The sequence below is a fragment of the Bilifractor porci genome, from assembly GCF_009696005.1.
GTDB lineage: Bacteria > Bacillota > Clostridia > Lachnospirales > Lachnospiraceae > Bilifractor > Bilifractor porci.
This window is the reverse complement of the sequence record NZ_VUMV01000002.1, coordinates 254,374-274,594: the sequence shown is the minus strand read 5'-3', so window position 1 is coordinate 274,594 and position 20,221 is coordinate 254,374. Positions and strand designations below refer to the sequence as shown.

The following is a 20,221-nucleotide window of genomic DNA, read 5'->3' as shown; positions in this document are numbered from 1 at the left end:
TGTAAAGCGTGAAAAAATACATGTAAATAGGATTTTTTGTGATGGTTCTTCCCTGTTTACATTTCTGCCCCGGCAGACCGTTATGCTTTGCCGAGAATCCTTCTCGCATCCTCCCTGTACTTATCGCGGAAAGCACTCCCCGCACTCCAGATCATGGAAATATCATGGGAAACCGAATAATTTTCCAGCGGTATTTCTCTTAGCCTTCCATGTCGGATTCCGGTTTTTGCAGCCGCTTCATACATGAATGTAATTCCCATATTGTTTTCCAGAAGATGGACAATGGCATACATACTGTTGATCTGTATGGTTTGCCGAAAATCCTCCAGACTTCTGTTTACCTGCATCAGACTTTTTTCCAGAATCTCCCTCGTCCCGGAACCCGGTTCCCGGATAATCAGAGGTTCCGCCATAAGATCATCCAGCTTGTGAATTTCCCTGGAAAAGACGTATTCCTTTCCGCAATAAGGCGCAAAACGCTCGGTTTCATATAGAATACTTTCAAATTCATCACGGTCGAAATATCCTTCTACCAAAGCCATATGCAGTTGCCCTTCACGCAGTCCCCTGATCAGATTTCTGGTGTTTGAAATCGTTGCCTGTACTTCACTGTAGGGATATTTTTTCATGCAGTCCGCAAGAAGCTGTGGAAGAATAAATTCCCCGACCGTAATGGTCGCCCCAATCCGGATTTCCCGTTTTCCGTCCCGGTTTTCACGAAACCCCCGAATTAAATTCTGTTCATCATTTCTGGTATGCAGTGCGACCCTCCGAAGCGCCTCTCCTTCTCTTGTCAGATACAGTGTCTTTTTATCCCGGACAAAGAGCCTGACGTGATAGTTTTCTTCCAGAAACCGGATATGCTGGGAAACAGCAGGCTGCGAAACATGTAATAGTTCCGCAGCTTTTGTATAACTCATGGTCTCACATACCGTCAGAAATGTTTGAGTACGGATATCCAGCATCAGCCCGTCTCCTTTCTGAAACAGCCTGCCGCCCCGCAAAAAGAGCGTCATCAAACGGAAATCCCGTCAGCAGGTTGCCCCTCCGACAACATCCTTCTTAAGAGCCCTGCTTTTGTCCAGCTCTGCATGCAGCAGCCCGTCCTGCACGTACGCAAATCCCAGGCGTTCAACCATATCGGCGAAGCGTTCGCCGGAAGCGCCCTCTTCTCTGTAGAATAAAATAACCTTCTCTACAAAATCAAGAACCTCTTCCTCTGACGTAAAAATTTTCTGAAGTTCGTGTCCCCTGGCAACTCTTTTGCCCCAGCGTCCGCCCAGATAGATTTTATATCCGTCTGTATAATCTTCCACGGCTCCAAACGGACATTTCCCGACACATCTGCCGCAGTGATTGCAGCGCTCCGGATCAATCCGGATTTTTCCTTCCTTCACTTCCGCCACGTGGACCGGGCACGCTTTTTCTATCTGGCAGTTCCTGCAGCCGCGGCATTTTTCCATATTGATATGAGGAATTCTCTGCCCGATAATTCCAATATCGTTCAGATCCGGTTTTACGCAGTTATTCGGACATCCTCCGACGGCAATCTTAAATTTATGCGGGAGCACGACATCATGATAGCCCACGTAAAATCTTTCATGCATTTTTTCACTCAGGCTGAACGTATCCAGAAGTCCGTACTGACACGTTGTTCCCTTACAGGATACCACAGGACGCACCTTTGAACCCGTTCCCCCGGTCAAAAGCCCGTTTTCATTCAAAAAATCCATGGCGTCCTGAAGCCTGTCGTAATGTACGCCCTGCACTTCCACGGTCAGACGGGTTGTCATAGTAACCTCTCCGGATCCATATCTTTCCGCAGCTTCGGCGAGGACCTTCTGTTCCCCTGCAGTGATTTTACCGTTTCTGGTAATCACCCGAATGTTAAAAACATCCGGATACCGCTTGTCCTGCAGGCATCCAAGCCCTTTTACCCTCTTGACTTCTTCCGGGGGAATCTGTCCGCCGACAGTTCCCGCCTTGATCCGGTTGAAAAACGCCCCTCCTTCCAAAACCCTCGTTTTTTTGTAGCCCGCCGCTTTCAGACGGTTTTGTAGCAGATATCCCCGTTTTCCTTTTGCGCAGACAAGCAGCAGTTTTTCATCCGGCCCCAGTCCTTCTACCGGCCCATTTACTCTGGTCAGGTCAATCCACAAAGCTCCGGGAATTTTCGGCTGCGGCTGGGCATCAATAACCCGGTAATCTTTGGCCGCTCCGTCTGCATATTCCCCTGGCGTAAACGATTCCAGCACACCATCCATCTTATTCTTCAGAATGCAGCAGGCCTGCGCAAACGGATGAATGGCGGTGGAAAAAGGAGGCGCATAGGAAAAATCCATATCGCAGAAATCTTCTACCCTGGCTTTCAGGGAAATTCCGGTAACGGCAATATCATTCATTTTGTCTACGGATCCGCCGCCAATTACCTGATGTCCCAGCAGACGGTGTGAATTCCGGTCTGCAATCAACTTGATAATAAACGAATCCGATCCCGGATAATAAGCCGGCTTATCATCCAGCACACTGATCACCGTGATCGGATCAAATCCGGACTCTCTGGCAGCGCCCTCTGTAAGCCCGGTTCTGGCCGCACAAAGGCCATCAGCCAGCTTCACTACGGCAGTTCCAAGGCATCCATGATATCTCCCGTCCTCCTGAGCATGGCCGGAGACATAGCAGCCTGTGTCTTTTGCAGAATCCCTGCCGGAATTTTTTTCCAGACAGCAGGCGAGCAGCCTTCCTGTTATATTGGCTGTGGAGCCCATTGGAGACCACTGCCGTTTTCCGGTAATCCGGTTAAATACCTCTGCACAGTCTCCTACTGTATAAATATCCGGCAAACTGGTCTTCATTTCCGGATCCGCCAGAATCATTTCCTTTGCCATTTCCAGTCCGCTGCCTTTCAGAAAATCCGTGGCAGGCCGTATTCCTATAGACAGAATAACCACATCTGCGCTGACGGGACCCGCGGATGTCTGGATTCCTTCTGCCTTATCACCGCCTGTGACCGCTTTCAGTGCCGCACCCGTAAGAATGCGGAGCCCTCTGTCCTGAAGCTTCCGCTTCAGGTAATCTGCCATCTCAGGATCAAATACTCCGGGAAGAATCTGTCCTGCCATATCCACGACAGTGACCCTCAGTCCCTGTGCCATCAGATTCTCAGCCACTTCCAGACCGATAAATCCCGCGCCGACAACAGCAGCTGTTCTGCATCCGTTATTTTTAATATAAGACCGGATCTCTTCCGCGTCATCCGGTGTCCGGACAGTAAATACCCCCTTCTGATCCGTCCCCGGAATATCCGGAACAAAAGGCCTGGCTCCGGTGGCAAGAATCAGCCTGTCATACGCTTTTTCAAAACGTTCGCCCGTGGACAGGTTCAGCAGGGCAATCTTTTTCCCCACTGGTTCTAACTGCACCGCCCTGCATCCGGTCGTCACCTGCACTCCTGTCAGTGACTGAAACTTTTCCGGGGAATTAACAATAAGCTCTTCCTTCTCGGCAATTACCCCACCGATATAATAGGGCAGTCCGCAGCCCGCATAAGAGATGCTGTCACTCTCGGTAATAATTTCAACACTCGCGCTTCGATCCAGACGCTTCAGTTTTGCGGCAGCCTTCGTTCCCGCAGCCACGCCGCCAATAATCACATATTTCATCCCATTTTCCTCCAGATACCTGCTTCACAGTCTTTTAAAGCAGAAAATAATCTTTCTCCTGTCTTATCTGAAGAATAACATCAGGAATAGCAAAATGTAAAATTATATATTTCGTATTATTCATAAGTTTTACTTATGATATTTCGCATGATTGAGGGACTGATTTCAGCTCCCCTGACTATTCTTTCCAGTGAGAGCTCCGCCTCTGCTCTCAGCAAAAATTTTCTGCCTTTATGTTGTAGCAAACAGCCGGAGCTTTAAGCCCCGGCTGTTGTCTTATGCTTTTCTGTTCCGGTATTATGCCGAAAATATCTTTCCTTCATCCCTCCTGAAAAGCAGACGGAAACAAAGCCTTCCAAGCGGTCCTCCGAAGAAGATCTGCCGGGCATCCGCATCAATCAATATGCTCCGTATCGTAAACTTTCTCTTCTGCTTCCATCTCCGGGCTGCTGAAAAAAAGGATTACAGGCAGCACGACCGCTGCAGTAAGAATTGCGTTAAAGAGCTGCGCGTCTCCGATCGGTGTATCATACAGAAAATGATCTGTCATCACAAGGAGAATCCATCCGATCCCTTTTCTCTTGTGATTTCTGCCGTGGGCTCTGACAATCAGATAGAGTCCGGCAGCCGTAACAGCCGCATAAGCCCAGTGTGAACCAAGCGCACCGGTAACCCTGTCCAGCGCTGTCGGAAATGCCTCATTCACCTTAGTAAAGCCGCTTTCTGTGATATACGCGATATCCTCTTCGATCTGAAATCCCATCCCGACACACATTCCGATAACCAGGTAATGTTTCAGCGCCCTCATGCCAAACACATATAAGAGCATTGCTGCTGCAGCCAGCTTCAGAATCTCCTCCACGATTCCCGCTTCTAACGAACCGATCCAGGCGTCAGAATAGGAATGACCCATCAGAGATTTCATCAAAGCATCAAAGCCTCCATTCAGCTCACCGGCAAAGGCAGCAGGAATAAATGCCCCGCAGAAAACAGCAGCCAGAAGCTCCCGTCCATCCATTTCATATTTGCCGCAGATCCATTTCATACAAATCCCAAACGGTACTATATATATAAAAAGCGGTAAAAAGGCACTGTACACCTCAAGATACTGAATAACAGATGTATGAGCGTTTCCCATATAATCCGATTCATTGATGGCTATTCCGTATGCAAACAAAAGAATGAGAATGCAGGTCAGCGCTAACTGGTTTCTTCGCTTCTTTTTGTTATCTGTACCTGTCTTGTCTGCCCGGCCGCTGTATTTATCCACGGCAATATTAACCACGGAATCCGTACTGTTTTCCATATTCTGCTCCTTTTGTCTGCACAACAGACATACCGTCTTGATCCCACGTTATCTGCACATCCGGTGCTGGGAATAATTACGGGTGTTATTATGCCCCATTTTCTGCGGAATTAAAAGATATTCGACACCACGGGTATTTTATGATGCCGGGGCTATTTAATTTATTGCGCGCCTGAATATGTTTCCTGTTTGTTTCTACAGTCTGACGCCTATGCTTTGCAAATCACAGCCCAAAACTGTTGTCATTCAGAAGGAAATCATAAATCGACATGATCGTAATCCGCATTGATCTTCCTCCTGCAGCATAATTTACACCGGCTTAATTGTATTCAGATACAGTCCCGGCTATAATAGAAAGCACTGCATCAAATATATAACTTCGGGATCGCTTATGTTCAGGAAATTTTCGTATATAAAGAAGAAAGATAATGCCCTCTGGCAATGCATTTTTATTAACTCCCTTGTCGCCTTTTTTTCGTTTCTGTGGCTGATTCTGATGAATAAAGGCGCATTTACCCTGTGCGGAGATTACAACGCACAGGCGGTTCCTTTTAGTGTCGGCATGCACAAGGCCATTCTGGGCGGCCAGTCGTGGTCCTGGGGTGTCGACCTGGGAACACAGACCGTCGGTGCGTACAGCTTTTACGGCCTTGGAAGCATTTCCTTCTGGATCACAATGCTGTTCCCGGTGAGCGCCACGCCATGTCTGATGGGGTGGCTCTATGTTTTGAAGTACATTGCTGCGGGAGTGACCTCGTTTCTTTATATCCGCCAGTTCACACGTGATGATAATTACGCTGTGATCGGGTCGCTGCTCTACGCGTTTTCCGGCTTTCAGGCAGTGAATCTCGAATTCTACACTTTCCACGATGCCACAATTCTGTTCCCCCTTCTTCTTTTGGAATTTGACCGGATGATGAAGTCGGGGAAATGCATCCTTCGTGACGGAAGGCATTTCATCGCCGTAACAGCGCTTTCCTGCCTGAACAGCTATTTCTTCTTTGTCGGACAGGTCGTTTTTCTGATCCTCTATTTTTTCCTCCGATATGGAAAAAGAGATCTGAAGCTGACTGTCAGAAATCTGATTTTCTGCAGTATTGCCGGTCTTTGGGGCGTCATGATCGCCGGAATTCTGTTTCTCCCAAATATCCTGTTCATTTCCGGAAATAAGAGAAGCAGTGTCCGGGTTCTTCTGTCACAGTTTTTTCCCGAACCGCGGATGCTCCTGTACCTGCTCAAAGGATTTTTGTTTCCGGGCGAGGCGATGTACGACAGCAGCGCCGTATACAACCGAAGGTGGACATCCACTTCCGCTTACCTGCCCCTGATCGGTATGAGCGGCGTCCTGGCCTATCTGCACGGCAGACACAAAGACTGGCTCTCCAGAATGCTGCGCGTTTTGCTGGTGGCCGCCTTCTCTCCTCTGCTGACATCTGCGTTTCTTCTGTTCACCGAAGCGAATCAGCGCTGGTGGTATATGCTGATATTATTGATGGTGTCTGCCTCTGCCATTGTGATGGAACAGGAGGTACGAAAGGAAAACAGGGATGTGCTGAAAAAGGCCATCCTTGCCAACGCTGTTGTTCTTATCGTCTTTTATGCCGCCTTGAATCTCATCAAGTGGAACGATACGGAAAACAGCCTGGTCTGCCACAGGGGATTTTTCCTTCTGATCTTTGCCGTGGCGCTGGCCGGGCTTTTCATCCTCTACCGGCTTTCGGCAAACGCGCGGCATTTCTGCCGCGCCGTCACCGCCTGGACTGCCGTTTTTGCGCTCCTCACAACCGGATACACGCTGGGCTATTATCGGTTTGCAGACGGGGTCAGTGAGAAGTACACCGAAAGAATAAGCCTATACAGCCAGCTTGAGCCGATTGATGAGCAGTACCGCTATATCGACGAAAACATGATGCTTTATTCCAATGGAGCATCCGGTCTGCGCATTTTCAGCTCGACGGTCTCAAATTCGATTGTGTATTTTGACAGCCTGTTCGACTTTTACAAGCAGGCACGCAGACTGGACAAGACATCTTATGCGGGACTGGCGGAGCTTTTCGGTGGAAAATATGATGTAACAACTGACCCGGAGGGGCGGACGCCGCTCCGGACATATGAAGTGAATGGAAAAACTTATTATGTTGTCGAGCGGAATGCGTGCCCGATCGGTTTTGCGGTCGATCAGGTGATTACCGAGGAGGACTTGAAAAAAATCGACGTAAGCGAGAGAGGACTCGTCCTCCTGAGATCCGCTGTAATTCAGCAGGATGACTATGAGGGTGTAAGCGATCTCACCCCCTGCGTTTCCTCTCGCACCGCGCTGGAATCCATTCAGACAGATGCCGCGACAGACAAAATAGCCGGCTCCGGAACCGGTAAACTGGATCCTTCGGATAATGCAGGCCTTGTTTTCGACAGCGATCAGGAAGGCTACAGCCCTTCCGGACGCAGTGCCGATAATTTGTCCAAAAGCAGTCCGGTCGAGAAGATTGTTCTGACCGACGACGAGCTTCAGAAGGTCGCGGCGGAACGAGTCGCGTACGATACCGGCCGCGCCGTAGGAAATTTCCAGAGAACCTCTGACGGCTTTATCTGCGAGAGCGATTATTCCGATGACAAGCTCGTCTACTTTTCCGTCCCGAATGACAGCGGATGGAAAGCTTTTATAGACGGAGAAGAAACCGCAATCATCAATTCCGGAGGAATGATGCTGATCCGCATTCCTGCCGGAACACACAGCATCGAATTTCATTACACGACGCCGGGACTTTCCGCCGGGGCAGCCATCAGCCTCCTGTCACTGAGCGCATTTGTTCTGTTTTCCCTTGCAGACCGGAAAAGGCGAAAAAAACAGATATGAAATCCGCGCAATGCCGTCACTTTATCTCTTCTACATAGTGTACATATGGCAGCGCGCTGATTTCCTCCAGGAAGATTTCGTGCTGCTTTCTCTTCCTCATATCTACCGTGAACACAACAGCGATATCATCCTTCAGAACGGACTGAGATTTCATTTTCTGCAGGTTTGAGATGTGGTACTTTTTGTTCTCAATATAGCTGAAAAGGATAGGGATATTCTCTCCGCTGTCCACTTCAAGATACAGATCTATCCTGCGGTTTGTCTCGTCCAGAATATGGCTCAAAGAGGTCAGCACCAGAATAGATTCCTGCAATACGGAAACCCAGCTTTGCGTTTTTTATATTACTGCTGTATTTCCGGGTAAACGGGATTTATTATACTTTTTTTCTAACGAAGCTTCACCCATACTCTGACTTTTGCTTATTTTGTTTTTTCATCCTGTCCAGCTCCGGCCAGACGGTCAGCAGCATAACAAGAAAGCAGGCCGTCCCTCCGACCACATTGGAAACCGGTTCCGCGATAAAAACCCCGTCTGTTCCAAGTCCGAAGACACCCGGAAGAATATAGGTCAGTGGAACAACCAGAATCACTTTCCGGAAAAGGCTGAAGAAGATGGCTCTTTTCTTCTTGTTCAGCGCCTTAAAAACCGTCTGTCCGCTGTACTGAAGCGACTGAAAAATAAAAGCAAAAAAATACAGATGCAGGGCACGGGAAGCGTCCTTCATAATGGTCTGGTCGGTACTGAAAATCCGTATAAACCAGACCGGCCGCATCAGAATCAGAAGCCACACCAGAAAGGTATACGGCACTGCCAGCGCCATCATGACACGAACCGCTTTCTTGACATTGTCCGGCCTTTCCGCCCCGTAATTATAACTGATGGCAGGTGATGTTCCTTCTGTCACCGCAAATACCGGCGTGTCCAGAATGGATCTGACCGAGGAAACAATGGTCATGACGGACACGTACATGGAGCCGCCAAACTGCATAAGAACCTGATTGCAGGCAACCTGCACCAGAGAATTTGTAAACTGCATGATAAAAGGCGCGGTTCCGAGGCTGACAATTTCTCCCGCATGCGGAAGCCGGAATCCAAAAGATACCGGGAATTCGTTTTTCTTCCCCCGCAGGAAGCTCATAACATACAGAAAAGAGAGAATCTGGGACAGCACGGTCGCTATCGCGGCTCCCTTCACTCCCATACCGGCCTGAAAAATAAAAATCGGATCCAGGACAAGATTGGCCGCCGCACCGATTATTACAGAGCACATGCCGATCGTGGCGTAGCCCTGGGCATTGATATAGGAATTCATTCCCGTGGAAATCATCAGAAAAACAGTTCCCAGAAGATAAATCCGCAGATAGGACAGCGAAACCGGGATCTCGCTCTCATCTGCCCCGAACAGAAGCAGGAACTCCCTTCCGAAAAGTTCTCCCAGAATCGTTAAAATCAGTGCCGACAGGAAAAGCAGCCGGAATGCCGTATTCTGGATTTCGGCAGCCTCCTTCCTGTCTCCTCTTCCCAGTTCCATGGAAAAAAGAGGGGCTCCGCCAAGGCCGAACATGTTAGTAAAACCGGTGATGATAATAATGATCGGAAAGCAGAGTCCCACTGCCCCAAGCGCCTGTGTGCCTGTACGCGGAATTCTTCCAATATAAATTCTGTCCACAATGCTGTACAGAAGATTCAGAATCTGCGCGATAAGCATCGGGAAAGCCGTTTTCAGAATATTCTGTGTGATATTCCCATTCTCAAAATCTACTTTTTTCATTATAAGCCTGTCTTGTCTCCACCCGGTTCTTCAACGCCTATTCCCCTGCCCCGCGCGGTCAGTCCAATAACGCGTCCTTTCTGCCACCACATCTTTTATATCATTCAGATCAAAACGTAAATACCCTCATGGATGTTTTCGGGCTTTTTACACTCTGAAATTTGATCCGTGTAAGCAGGAATCGTGTCTTCTTCATTCCCATAAGCGCCCCATGCATGAACGTCCAATTCATTATGATAAGGGTCGAAAGCATAAGGAATTCTGCGATAAGATGCCCCTGATAACGTTTTTCTTACATTTTTATAAGGCGTACCATCCTTTTTTACCTCATAGAAAACCTTTCACCAGGCTTCTGCCAGAACTTCTGCCTTTTCCTTTTCTTTCAGCAGCTGTTTCTTAATAGAATCCAAAGAAGAACGTGCCAAAACAAACCTTTCCTCTTAATAAAAGTTAAAAAACTGCCGCCAAACCGAAATCTGGCGGCAGAAGCTTCAGTCAATTATTTGATGTTTTTCTTCTTTCTCGCATACACACAGATACCAATGGTTCCGGCAGCCGCGGCGGCAAACAGAAGCATCCACAGCATCAGGCTGCTGCTGTCTCCTGTTTTCGGCGAAGTACCGGCTGTTTGTGCTGTAACAGCCGTCTTTACCGGAACAGCCGGTTTTGCCGGAGATGCAGGCTTTATCGAACCCGTAGGCGCAGGGGAAGCCGGTTTTCCTGAATCTGTGGGGGTCGGGTTTATACCGGGAGTTTCCGCTATCTTTTCCCAGACTGCCGTATATTTCACATTTCCAGCAACAGTATCTGCAACAGAAGGAGCCCATCCCTTAAATGTATAACCGTCCCTGACCGGTGTTCCTTCAAACGGGGGTGTCTTCTGTCCGATTTCCGCTTTGTACTCCTGATCCGCAAAGATTTCTTCCTTCTCAACCCCATCGGTATACGTAATGGTCGCCGGAACAGTATAAGAAACCGTCGGTTTGGCGAACTCTTCCGGTGCACCCGTCTGTCCCTTGGAATCAACCGGATTCAGCACTGCTTTTCCATTGGTGAAAAGGCCGTCATAATTTTGAGAGCCGTTGGCATCATATTGTCCATAGGTACCCGGTTCTGTCTTGGGATTCTCCAGCTTCAGCGTGTAATTCAGGCTGACGTGTTCAAAATTGGTCACCGGGACATTGATCGTCCAGACAAGGTGTTCCGTCTTCTGCCGGTCTCCGGGGAAATATTCCGCTACATAACTATATGCGGTGTCTTCTCCGCTGTCCGGATTTCCGCTGTCTGCAACAGGCTTGAACCCGTACTTATTTTCACTAATTTTAACAGCATTATACGTTTTCTGCTTCCCGTCCGCATCTTTAACAACAATCACCATGGAAGAGGGAGCGTCCAGATTAAAGTTGTAATTTCCCTCCGAATATCCCATATAATCTTCTACTGTACTTCCAGCATCCAGATAATAGACAATATCGTTTCGGATTGTACGGAAATCTACTGTTCCTCCATTACCAACATTGTTCAGATAACCCATAAAGGCAGACTTGCCTCCGTCTGCAGTATTCAGACTTTGTGCCTGCAGCGCGCAACAATTATATTTCTGTGCCAGTTCACTGTACGCGCTTGCTGCATACAGGTATGCCATATCTATATTAGATGCCTGCCTCGTGTTTTCTCCTGTAATGGCATTACCCGTCGGCATCGTTTTGAAACCATCTGCGGAAACCTCCTCTGGGGTCTTATTCTCCCATAAATGATCGTAATAATTCCATATATATTCGTAGGAATCCCCATTGCTTTCTGCATTCCGATCAGCAATATCCTTCAGATATCTGTCCCACGCCATCACATCATTTGTCTTCGGACGTCCGACATTCGTTCCATATGGTGCGCTTGGTTTATACCATGCCTCATCATAGAAGCCTCCATATGCCTGACCTCCGGCAGAAGCAGCCGGGATAAACGAACGGGAATATGGCGTTGTATAATCTCCGTTCTTACAATAGAGATAAGAATCACCATCTGATATAAGAATCATATACTTCCGGCTGTCGGGAATAGAGGTATCTCTTGCCAGAACCTCCTTTGCAAGCAGCAGTCCCGCATGCATGTTTGTACCGTGGGAATGCTTCTTTTGGAACGCTTTGGCAATCTCGTCATACTGTGTAGCCAGATCATAAGAGCCGTCATCGTAGGCGATCTGCTTGAATCCCACAATATCAACCTGAATCTTTGCTCCGCTTTCTGCAACTGCTTCCTTCAGTGAGCTGAGCATTTTAAGCGCACTCTCGCCGGTATTAGAATAACTGGAACCATCCAGCACAAAACAGATCTCTGTTGTCAGCTGCTGTTCCGAAGAAGGCAGAGTAAGACTGACATTCGACTGAAAATGCTCGTCCAGGTTTGTCGCCATCTTTGATTTAGAATATTCCCATTGCTTCGGAGCTGCAGGTTTCTCCTCTTTGGAAGTCTCTGCATATCCACAATATCTACAAATTTTTGTTATTGTACGGTAAGAAGAACCGTCGGCATTAGTAAACCATTCACTTGTGGATGTGTCAAATGCGTTATCCTTATAACCGTCAGTATACTGTGCAGAACCAGCTCCCTCTGTACCATCTGTGTAGCTTCCACCTGTAATACCGTCAAAATTGTGATCGACTGCACGCGCCCCGTCTTTCCAGACTGGCGTACCGTTGATGTTGACCGTGGCATAGTGTTTCACTGTTCCGGTATTTTTATCATTGTAAACCTGGAACAGTCTGGAACATGTTCTGGAATTGGCATTCAGACCCGAAACCGCAATATTTCCGTTTACATTGATTACAAAATCCCAGCCACACGGATTATCGCCCTGATCTTTAATGTTCAGCACGCTTTTATTTGGCTTTGTGGAATTTATCGTGCAGTTATTTAAATTAACTGTCAGCGTGGAACCGTAGGAGCTTACAGAATCACGATAAACATTAAGTGTCTTTCCAGCTACATTAAAAATACATCCGTCGAAAGTGTATGCCGTCCCGGTATTGGTCCACATAACATAATCGGCAGTATTATTGAATGTAGTATTTCTGAAAATACTATCCTGATACCCCCAATAATTGGTTCCCCCATTAACAACGCAGTTTTCTACAATCGTATGACCGATTCCAATAAACCCAAGATAATTGATATTAGATCCACCCGACTGCAGGGTCATGTTCTGCCATTTAATAGTTGTATCTGTCAGATTACCTTTTCCGCCGGCATTATACCGGCTGTCAAAGCTGTAGTCTCCGTTAAACTCTGTACCGAAATGTTCAGGATCGGGAGTCTCTGCGCCAATACCCCAAAAGGTACTGGCGATACCGGAACCTATAAATGTAAGATTCTTATTTTTTGCGTCAGCTTTCTGATTGTAGAGAGAAAAATGCCCTTTTCCTAAATAAATGGTATCCCCTGTTTCTGCAGCGCTGACCGCCGCAGCCAATTCTTCCGTCGTCGTGACCGGGTTATCGGCAGAATCTCCTTTTACTCCGGAATTTTGTTTCGGGTTCGCCGGAGCCTTCTTTGGAGAAGCCTCATCCAGAGAATTTTCCTGGCTCTTCTTGTCTGTCTCAGCTTCCGGGGTGTTGGTGTTTGTCGTTGCCGGCACAGCCGAAGGCTCTTCTGTTCCTTCCGATGACGCAGCCGTCGGCGTTATAATCGGAGCCGCTGTCGGCTCTGTCGCTTCTTCCTCTTTATCCGCTTGATCCTCTGTCTCCTCCTGGCTGGCCTCCATCACCGGTTCTGCCGCAGAAGAGCCTCCCTCCGCCAGAGCCTTTGTCGGAAGCAGCCCAATTACCATCACAAAGCACAGGAGCGCTCCCAGAAATACGGACAACCGTTTACTTCTCTTTCCCTTCATTTTTTCCTTCCTTTCCCTCTGACTGCATGCGAACAAACGCATACGTTTCTTTCATTTCGTCTGCCGATATACATCGAATCAATAACTTCTGCGGTGATAGGCAAGTACAATCATAAGAGCAGATGCAGAAGAAATTATCAAAAGCACTAACCAGAGCATCGTTTGTCCCGAATCCCCTGTTTTCGGAGTGGAGGAAACCACAACAGCCGACACGGCTTGCATTCCTGTAGTTTTCCCGGAAGTTGGCTGCAATGCACTCGTATCCGGTTTCTCTTCAGCATTCCCGGTGTTTTTCTCCCAGACTGCAGAATACGTCTCGTCTCCGGTAACCGTTTTCCTGATGGCAGGTGACCATCCCCTGAAGATATAGCCTTCACGGGAACATGTATCTCCGTATTCCGGTGTGCTTTCTCCGTTCTCTACCTGATAGATCCGATCAGCAAAAATGCTTCCTCCGGCTCCGTCTGTATAGGTAATCATATATATTCGATTCCATTTTGCGTACACCCGGTTGCCGTCTCCAACAAGACTATCTGCCATAACTGTGTTATACGGACCGTCTTTGCATTCTTTGTCCAGATACCAGCCCTTGAAGGCATAACCTGAAGGCACTGCACGAAATGAAGAGATATCCTGCAGCTCTATTCTGCTGTTGTTCTTCAGGGCACCAGTTGTATAAGAAGAATTCCCCTCTGTATGAATCCCAAATCTTTCAAAATTGAAATCGTAAATCAGCTGTACCGTCTTTTCCGCATCTCCCCACTGCGCGGTAAGTGTCATACCGCCAAACGACATCGGGGCAGAGGCATTCGGGTAATACACTTTACCGTCACTGCTGGATTTCCAGCCCAGGAAAACCTTCCCCTCCGGAGCTGTGATACCATCCGCAGAAGCAACTGTCACACCGGCATTCTCGTAATAATTCTCCACATTGGAAGGACACTTACCGCTGCCGCCGTTCAGATCGTACTGCACGCGCCATGCATCAATGCTTCTCCACTCCGCCTTCAAAACAATATCTCCGGTCACGCCGGACTCGAAGCTGTACGGTCTGTCATCCAGTGTCCATCCAAGGAAGATGTGTCCTTCATATGTCGGATTCTCCGGCCTTGCCACAGTCGTGCCATACCTGATATCTGTAATTTTTTTGACAGGTGAGCCTTTTCCCGTATCAAACGTCACCGTATATGTCTTGGGAACCCACTTTGCATACAAATCCAGTTCATACGCCGGCATTGTAGAATTGAAATCAAACGGTTTTGAATAGTTGGAATCCGTATACCAGCCGGCAAATACAAACTCCTCGTTTCCATTTTTCATGGCCGTCTGATTCACAACGTACTCTGACGGATCGTACTGGCTCAGATCATCCTCATACAGAACATTCTGATTGGTAACTTCCGGACCGCCTTCCGTATGAAAGTTCAGCGAATAACTGTTCCGCGTATAATAAATCCGGATAGGGTCATCTGCACCGTTATACATGTGCTGCGTACCGTCTGGATTTCTAGCAACAAAATATGTGGCACCCGGATTTCGGCTTTGGAATGCAGATTCCGGATATCGGAACCAGACCTGGGCATTATGCTCACCGAATGGATGGTAATTGCCATCTGAGTATTCCATAACCGGTGTAAACCCCGGAAAATCATTCGTAGTAACATCAGTGCCACCAAATGTGCCGCTGCTGAACTGGTCTTCTTTCTGTAAATAATAAGTCTTTGTATCGGAAGCTCCCCGTATAGAGGTATTATTAACCACCGTTTTCCCCTCTGGGGCCTTTCCGTGCAGTGTTTCCAGATATTGTTCATAGAATGAATTGTCGCGCCCGGTTCCCTGCCAGTTCATAGCGACATCTTCAGCCTGCATATTACTCAGCTTAGATGGTGCTTCAACGAATTCAGCGCCACCATCCGCTAAATAAAAGAAAAACCTGTGTACTCCATCAAACAATTCACTCTCCGGTCTGATGGAAAATACTTCCTTCCAGAAATTTGTCAGATCCGCGGAACATTTTACGTTTTCGTATTTCAAATTCTGTGCTGTACCATCTGCTTTCGGAACAATGATGGAAAGAGAATAGGACTTGCAACGATAATACACATTCAGTACAGTGGAGCCATCAGCTTCAATCGTCGGCCGGGCAGAATCATAGCGATTTGCCGTCGTGAGATCCGTGTTCAATTCATACTCACGGTCAGACTTTCCATAAGGGGCCGAAAAAATAAGTTTTGTATGATATCCCGCTTTATCACCGGTTGTCCCTTTAAGAACTTCTTGGGCGATCATCTTATAATCCCAGGTTCCGTCTCCCACGCCGGTTCCGGATTCCTTTTGATATTCAATCCAATATCGGACTGTATATTCAGTGTCAGAGGCAGGTTTATACCCTGCGTATAAAGTGAGTGGCTTCGTCACCTCCTGTGTAAAATCGTAAGGTTTACTCAGCTCCTTGTCTGCGTACCATTGGTCAAAAACATACCCCTGCTTTACCGGGTCTGTTTCAGGTTTCTTTACCTGTCTGTCCGCTCCTTCGGCATTTCTGGATATGAACTGTCTGCCCACCGAGGATTCGCTGTTGGTCTGAAAATCAACCCAGTAGCCTTCCTTCAGAATCGGATAAAGTTTTACGGATTCCGTGCACACCGTGAAAGAGCCTGACACATCTTCTGTGCCTCCCTGTACCGTACTCCATCCATCCTGGCATTCGGTAAGCGGCTGTACCTGTATCAACGGAGTATCTGCAGCAATGGCCACCATCGAATTCGGCGCCACCGGCTGGCTTTCAACCAGGTTGCCATATTGGTCGTAATAATACAGATAAACCGCATCCTGATAGCTGGCATGCAGCGCAATCGTAGCGCCGTCCTGTGAAACGTCTCCTACTTCTCCAAAACTGTCAAAATAATTGCCTGCATCATCTGTCCATCCGGTGAAGGTCTTTCCATCCAAAGTCTTTGGAACTTCCGGCTTGAAAAGAGTGTCCCCTTTCTTTACTTTCTGGGAGGAAACCACATTCCCCTCGGGATCATAAAATTCATAGGTTTCCATGCAGGAGCTCTTATCTCCGGTACCCACTAAGGCATATACAGAAAAACTGCCAGCGGAAAACTGTGCAGATTCCCCGGTGACCTGGCTTACAGAATTCACCGTCTCTGCCGTACCGTCGTCCTGAATGTGAATAACCGTATGGGTATCTCCGCTAATATCTGTGTCGGTTTGAAAGCTGATATAAACCTTTCTTCCCTCCTTGGGTTCTATCTCGGTTCCGTTTTGATCAAAAAAGGAAATATCTACAGCAGCAGCATCTATAACGGGTGCATCAAGCAGTGTTTCCGCTGCCTGCATAGCGCTGTTGGATGATGCAGAGGTAACTTTCATCGAAGTGCCTTCCGGAAAGACACCTGCCTCGGCATGAGCAGTAACCGTAACATGATTGTCAGCCGTGCCAGTTCCTTCAAAGGTCGGCATATTTTTACCGATTCCGTTCGTATTTGGTTCAGCCTCACCGGAACTTTTGGAATGTCCTTCCGGAGAAGCTGTATCTTGAGCAACATTATTTTTTTCTTCACTATTTAATATCTGCGAATCACTATTTAATGTTTGCGATGTTTGCGAAGTTTCCGATTTTGCAGAGGAATGAGATTCCGCCAGTTCTTTTTCCGGCTTATCTTCCGCTTCTCCATTTTTATCCTGTTGAGATTTCTCTATTTCTTTTTTTTCTCCGACAGAACTGTCACTCTCTACCGCTGTCTGTTCCTCCACCTCTTGCTGCTGTGCAGGTTGCTCATCCGCATTGACGTATAGCGGTACACTGGCAGAGAGCATCACACAGCCTAGCAGAATGCTGATGATTGAACGTTTTATGCCGTTTCTTTTGCCACTCATCTCATCTTGTCCTTTCCCAAAACACCTTTTGCTATACGATTCTATAATCTCTTTGAAATTTCTTAGAGATGTTTTTCTATTTGAAATGACGCAAACCTGAAACTATCTTTTCCTGCTGCCAGATATGATTGGTCTTAAACGGGGCAAACACCCCAATTCTCCGGCAAAGAAGCCTTCGGTATTTTGCTTGCAGCGGAAGTGGTCAACCGCTTTCTAAGCACTGATAAACTTTGTTAATAAAAGCAGCCAATAATTTACATCCTTATTAAACCGCAATCCATGTCTTATTTTATCGTTTCTCTTAGTCTTTTCACTCATTTCTCATTATATCACCACGGATAAATAACTTCTACGTTTTCAACACTTTCTTGGTTGTTTTCGTATGTCCTTCCCTGATTTTCTAAGTTTTCTGGTTGTCCTGATTTTTCATCCAGTTCCTCAGCGTTGTGTAGCTGATACCAAGCATCCCGGCTCCTTTTCTCAGGCTGATCTTTTTCTGCCTGACGGCGTCTGCCACCTTGTCAAATTCATCCGGTACAGGCAGTCTGGGTCTTCCGAAACGGGCGCCCCTTCTTTAGGCTTCCCGGATCCCTTCCTTCTGCCGTTGGTGCGTATTTTCTCTTTCAACCTGGGCGACATAGGAAAGAATCTGCAGCACCAGATCGGCAATAAATTCTCCTGTAACTCCGCCTGAGGAATGGCGGGTGTCAAGCAGGGGGAAATCCAGAACAATCATATTGACCCCCTTGACTTTCGTGAATATCCAAATTTGCGTATTTCTGTTGCACCCAAAACAATCAGCCCTCCCTGAAGTTTTATTCCGGAATATCCGGTTTGACCGCAGCTCTTCTGTCTCTATGTTATCTGCATACGAGACAAAAGCAAAAACTCCGGGATGAGCAGCCTCACTTCGTTTGAAAAAGCAAAATTGCATGCAAATTCTTCACCAAAAGCATTCACACATGACAAGTTATTTACACAATGTAAATATTTTAACATTTCATAGTTTCCGGGTATGGTGTAAGATAAGCATCAGTTAGCAACGTTTATCTGCCGCGGCATATGATCAGGGCAGCTCATTATTAATAAAACTCTGAAACTGTACCGGACATGCCGGCATTTCTCCGGATCATGTTTCGTGGAAAAGGAAGAAGGAACGTTGTGGCAAGAGAAACAAGGAAAGCAATCACCAATGCACTTCTGGATCTGGCCCTGGAAAATCCGTCCAGAACAGCTTTTTCAATGACAGAGATTGCCGAGCGGGCAGGAATATCCCGCCAGGCAATCTATCAGAAACCGAATCAGATACCCCCCCCCCAAAAAAAATAACAGATGAAGAATAACGTCATCCTGTTATAGCAAGAAATACGCAAAAAAATACCATTCTGCTGTTTTGCCGGATTTGGATACCAGGAAATAAAAACATACGGTATAATAATTCTGCAGAACTGTGCTGAGAGTTAACATACTTCCAAGACGGTTTGTGTCATCCGATGAATGTGGCAGAATGGAGATGAAAATGAAAACTTTATATTTGGACTGCGGCATGGGCGCTGCGGGTGATATGCTGGCGGCAGCGCTGCTGGAGCTTCTTCCGGACAAAGAAGAATTTCTTGCCGAACTGAACCATGCCGGGATTCCCGGTGTCACGGTTTCCTGCGATGTATCTTTCAAGTGCGGAATTAAGGGCACGCACCTGACCGTAAAGATCAACGGGGAAGAGGAATCCGAAGACATGCACGCTCATACCCATGATCATGACCACAAGTATGAATATAAGCATGAATATTCTCATAAACATATGCACGAACAGGAGTGTCTGCAGGGCAGCGAAAAGCCCCATCATCACAGCAGTATGGGCGAAATCAGGCATATGATCGAAGAACTGGCCATATCTGAAAAGGTAAAGGCAGATGTCCTCGCTGTTTATTCCCTGATCGCAGAGGCAGAAAGCCATACACATGGAGTCCCTGTGACGGACATTCACTTTCATGAAGTCGGAACGATGGATGCGGTTACTGATGTATTGGCAGTCTGTATGCTGATGAACCGCCTGTCTCCTGAAAAAGTTGTGGTTTCACCTGTTCATGTCGGCAGCGGCTATGTAAAATGCGCCCATGGTATTCTTCCCGTTCCTGCTCCGGCAACCGCATACATTTTGCGGGACGTCCCGATTTACGGAGGCGAGATCAAAAGTGAATTGTGTACGCCTACCGGGGCGGCACTGCTGAAGCACTTCGCCATAGAATTCGGGGAGATGCCGCTGATGCAAACAACTGCCATCGGCTATGGCATGGGGAAAAAGGATTTTCCTGTGGCGAACTGTGTCCGGGCTCTCCTCGGAGAAACAAAAGATTCCGGGGATACCATTATTGAGCTTAGCTGCAATCTTGATGATATGACAGCAGAGGCGATAGGGTTTGCGGAAGAACAATTTTTTGCGGCAGGCGCTTTGGACGTATATACAGTTCCCATTCAAATGAAGAAATCCCGTCCGGGAGTATTGCTGTCAGTCATGTGCCGCAAAAAGGATTCCGACCAAATGATCCGGCTGATATTCCGGCACACAACTACCCTCGGTGTGCGTGAAAACATCAGCCGCCGTTATACGCTTTCACGTACCGTCGAAACAGTAGAAACGAAATGGGGGAACATACGAAAAAAAATATCTTCAGGCTATGGCGTCACAAAAGAGAAATACGAGTATGAAGGCCTTGCGCGAATTGCAAGAGAACAGAACATGGGGCTTGCAGACGTAACCGCTTATCTCCAAACGCAGGGAAAATCTTGATGGTTTCTCTTCCCCGCCACTTTCAGGAGAAGTCCGGCAGGATTGCTTCATCACTGCCC

At 47.5% G+C, this 20,221-nt stretch carries 10 protein-coding genes; 2 read left to right on the top strand and 8 right to left on the bottom strand.

The annotated features are described in order from the left end of the window. Positions 1-80 precede the first annotated feature (80 nt). The 3 genes from FYJ60_RS04065 to FYJ60_RS04055 all read right to left on the bottom strand — a co-directional run bounded on the left by FYJ60_RS04065 (position 81) and on the right by FYJ60_RS04055 (position 4,968). A complete protein-coding gene (locus tag FYJ60_RS04065; RefSeq protein ID WP_205838955.1) occupies positions 81-965 on the bottom strand; it encodes a LysR family transcriptional regulator in 885 nt (294 codons plus the stop codon). 66 nt (positions 966-1,031) lie between these two features. Beyond that, positions 1,032-3,662, bottom strand: coding sequence for an FAD-dependent oxidoreductase (locus tag FYJ60_RS04060; protein ID WP_154457284.1), 2,631 nt, complete (start codon positions 3,660-3,662; stop codon positions 1,032-1,034). 394 nt (positions 3,663-4,056) lie between these two features. Continuing rightward, on the bottom strand, positions 4,057-4,968 hold the full coding sequence (locus FYJ60_RS04055; protein ID WP_154457283.1) for a PrsW family glutamic-type intramembrane protease: 912 nt from the start codon (positions 4,966-4,968) through the stop codon (positions 4,057-4,059). 391 nt (positions 4,969-5,359) lie between these two features. On the opposite strand from FYJ60_RS04055, the gene FYJ60_RS04050 reads away from it, so the two are divergent. Continuing rightward, positions 5,360-7,825 (top strand): YfhO family protein, encoded by a 2,466-nt coding sequence (locus FYJ60_RS04050; protein WP_154457282.1) that lies wholly within the window; start codon positions 5,360-5,362, stop codon positions 7,823-7,825. Between the two features lie 16 nt (positions 7,826-7,841). On the opposite strand, the gene FYJ60_RS04045 is transcribed toward FYJ60_RS04050, so the two are convergent. The 5 genes from FYJ60_RS04045 to FYJ60_RS12590 all read right to left on the bottom strand — a co-directional run bounded on the left by FYJ60_RS04045 (position 7,842) and on the right by FYJ60_RS12590 (position 18,107). Further along, positions 7,842-8,138: a hypothetical protein gene (locus tag FYJ60_RS04045; protein ID WP_154457281.1), complete on the bottom strand. Its 297-nt coding sequence runs from the start codon at positions 8,136-8,138 to the stop codon at positions 7,842-7,844. Between the two features lie 85 nt (positions 8,139-8,223). Next, positions 8,224-9,597: an MATE family efflux transporter gene (locus tag FYJ60_RS04040; RefSeq protein WP_154457280.1), complete on the bottom strand. Its 1,374-nt coding sequence runs from the start codon at positions 9,595-9,597 to the stop codon at positions 8,224-8,226. A 499-nt stretch (positions 9,598-10,096) separates the two neighbouring features. After that, positions 10,097-13,483: a hypothetical protein gene (locus FYJ60_RS04035; protein WP_154457279.1), complete on the bottom strand. Its 3,387-nt coding sequence runs from the start codon at positions 13,481-13,483 to the stop codon at positions 10,097-10,099. A gap of 78 nt (positions 13,484-13,561) precedes the next feature. Next, positions 13,562-17,371 carry an InlB B-repeat-containing protein gene (locus FYJ60_RS04030; protein WP_154457278.1) on the bottom strand — a complete coding sequence of 1,270 codons (3,810 nt, stop codon included), beginning with the start codon at positions 17,369-17,371 and terminating at the stop codon, positions 13,562-13,564. Positions 17,372-17,945: 574 nt separating this feature from the next. Beyond that, positions 17,946-18,107, bottom strand: a complete 162-nt coding sequence (locus FYJ60_RS12590) for a hypothetical protein (RefSeq protein ID WP_235903312.1) — start codon at positions 18,105-18,107, stop codon at positions 17,946-17,948. A gap of 783 nt (positions 18,108-18,890) precedes the next feature. On the opposite strand from FYJ60_RS12590, the gene larC reads away from it, so the two are divergent. Beyond that, on the top strand, positions 18,891-20,162 hold the full coding sequence (larC, locus tag FYJ60_RS04020; RefSeq protein WP_154457277.1) for a nickel pincer cofactor biosynthesis protein LarC: 1,272 nt from the start codon (positions 18,891-18,893) through the stop codon (positions 20,160-20,162). Positions 20,163-20,221: the final 59 nt, after the last annotated feature.

What these genes read in the sequence shown, in the direction of transcription:
- FYJ60_RS04065 (WP_205838955.1), bottom strand. Translation starts at nt 965, where the DNA reads ATGCTGGATATCCGTACTCAAACATTTCTGACGGTATGTGAGACCATG.
- FYJ60_RS04060 (WP_154457284.1), bottom strand. Translation starts at nt 3,662, where the DNA reads ATGAAATATGTGATTATTGGCGGCGTGGCTGCGGGAACGAAGGCTGCC.
- FYJ60_RS04055 (WP_154457283.1), bottom strand. Translation starts at nt 4,968, where the DNA reads ATGGAAAACAGTACGGATTCCGTGGTTAATATTGCCGTGGATAAATAC.
- FYJ60_RS04050 (WP_154457282.1), top strand. Translation starts at nt 5,360, where the DNA reads ATGTTCAGGAAATTTTCGTATATAAAGAAGAAAGATAATGCCCTCTGG.
- FYJ60_RS04040 (WP_154457280.1), bottom strand. Translation starts at nt 9,597, where the DNA reads ATGAAAAAAGTAGATTTTGAGAATGGGAATATCACACAGAATATTCTG.
- FYJ60_RS04035 (WP_154457279.1), bottom strand. Translation starts at nt 13,483, where the DNA reads ATGAAGGGAAAGAGAAGTAAACGGTTGTCCGTATTTCTGGGAGCGCTC.
- FYJ60_RS04030 (WP_154457278.1), bottom strand. Translation starts at nt 17,371, where the DNA reads ATGAGTGGCAAAAGAAACGGCATAAAACGTTCAATCATCAGCATTCTG.
- FYJ60_RS12590 (WP_235903312.1), bottom strand. Translation starts at nt 18,107, where the DNA reads ATGATTGTTCTGGATTTCCCCCTGCTTGACACCCGCCATTCCTCAGGC.
- larC (WP_154457277.1), top strand. Translation starts at nt 18,891, where the DNA reads ATGAAAACTTTATATTTGGACTGCGGCATGGGCGCTGCGGGTGATATG.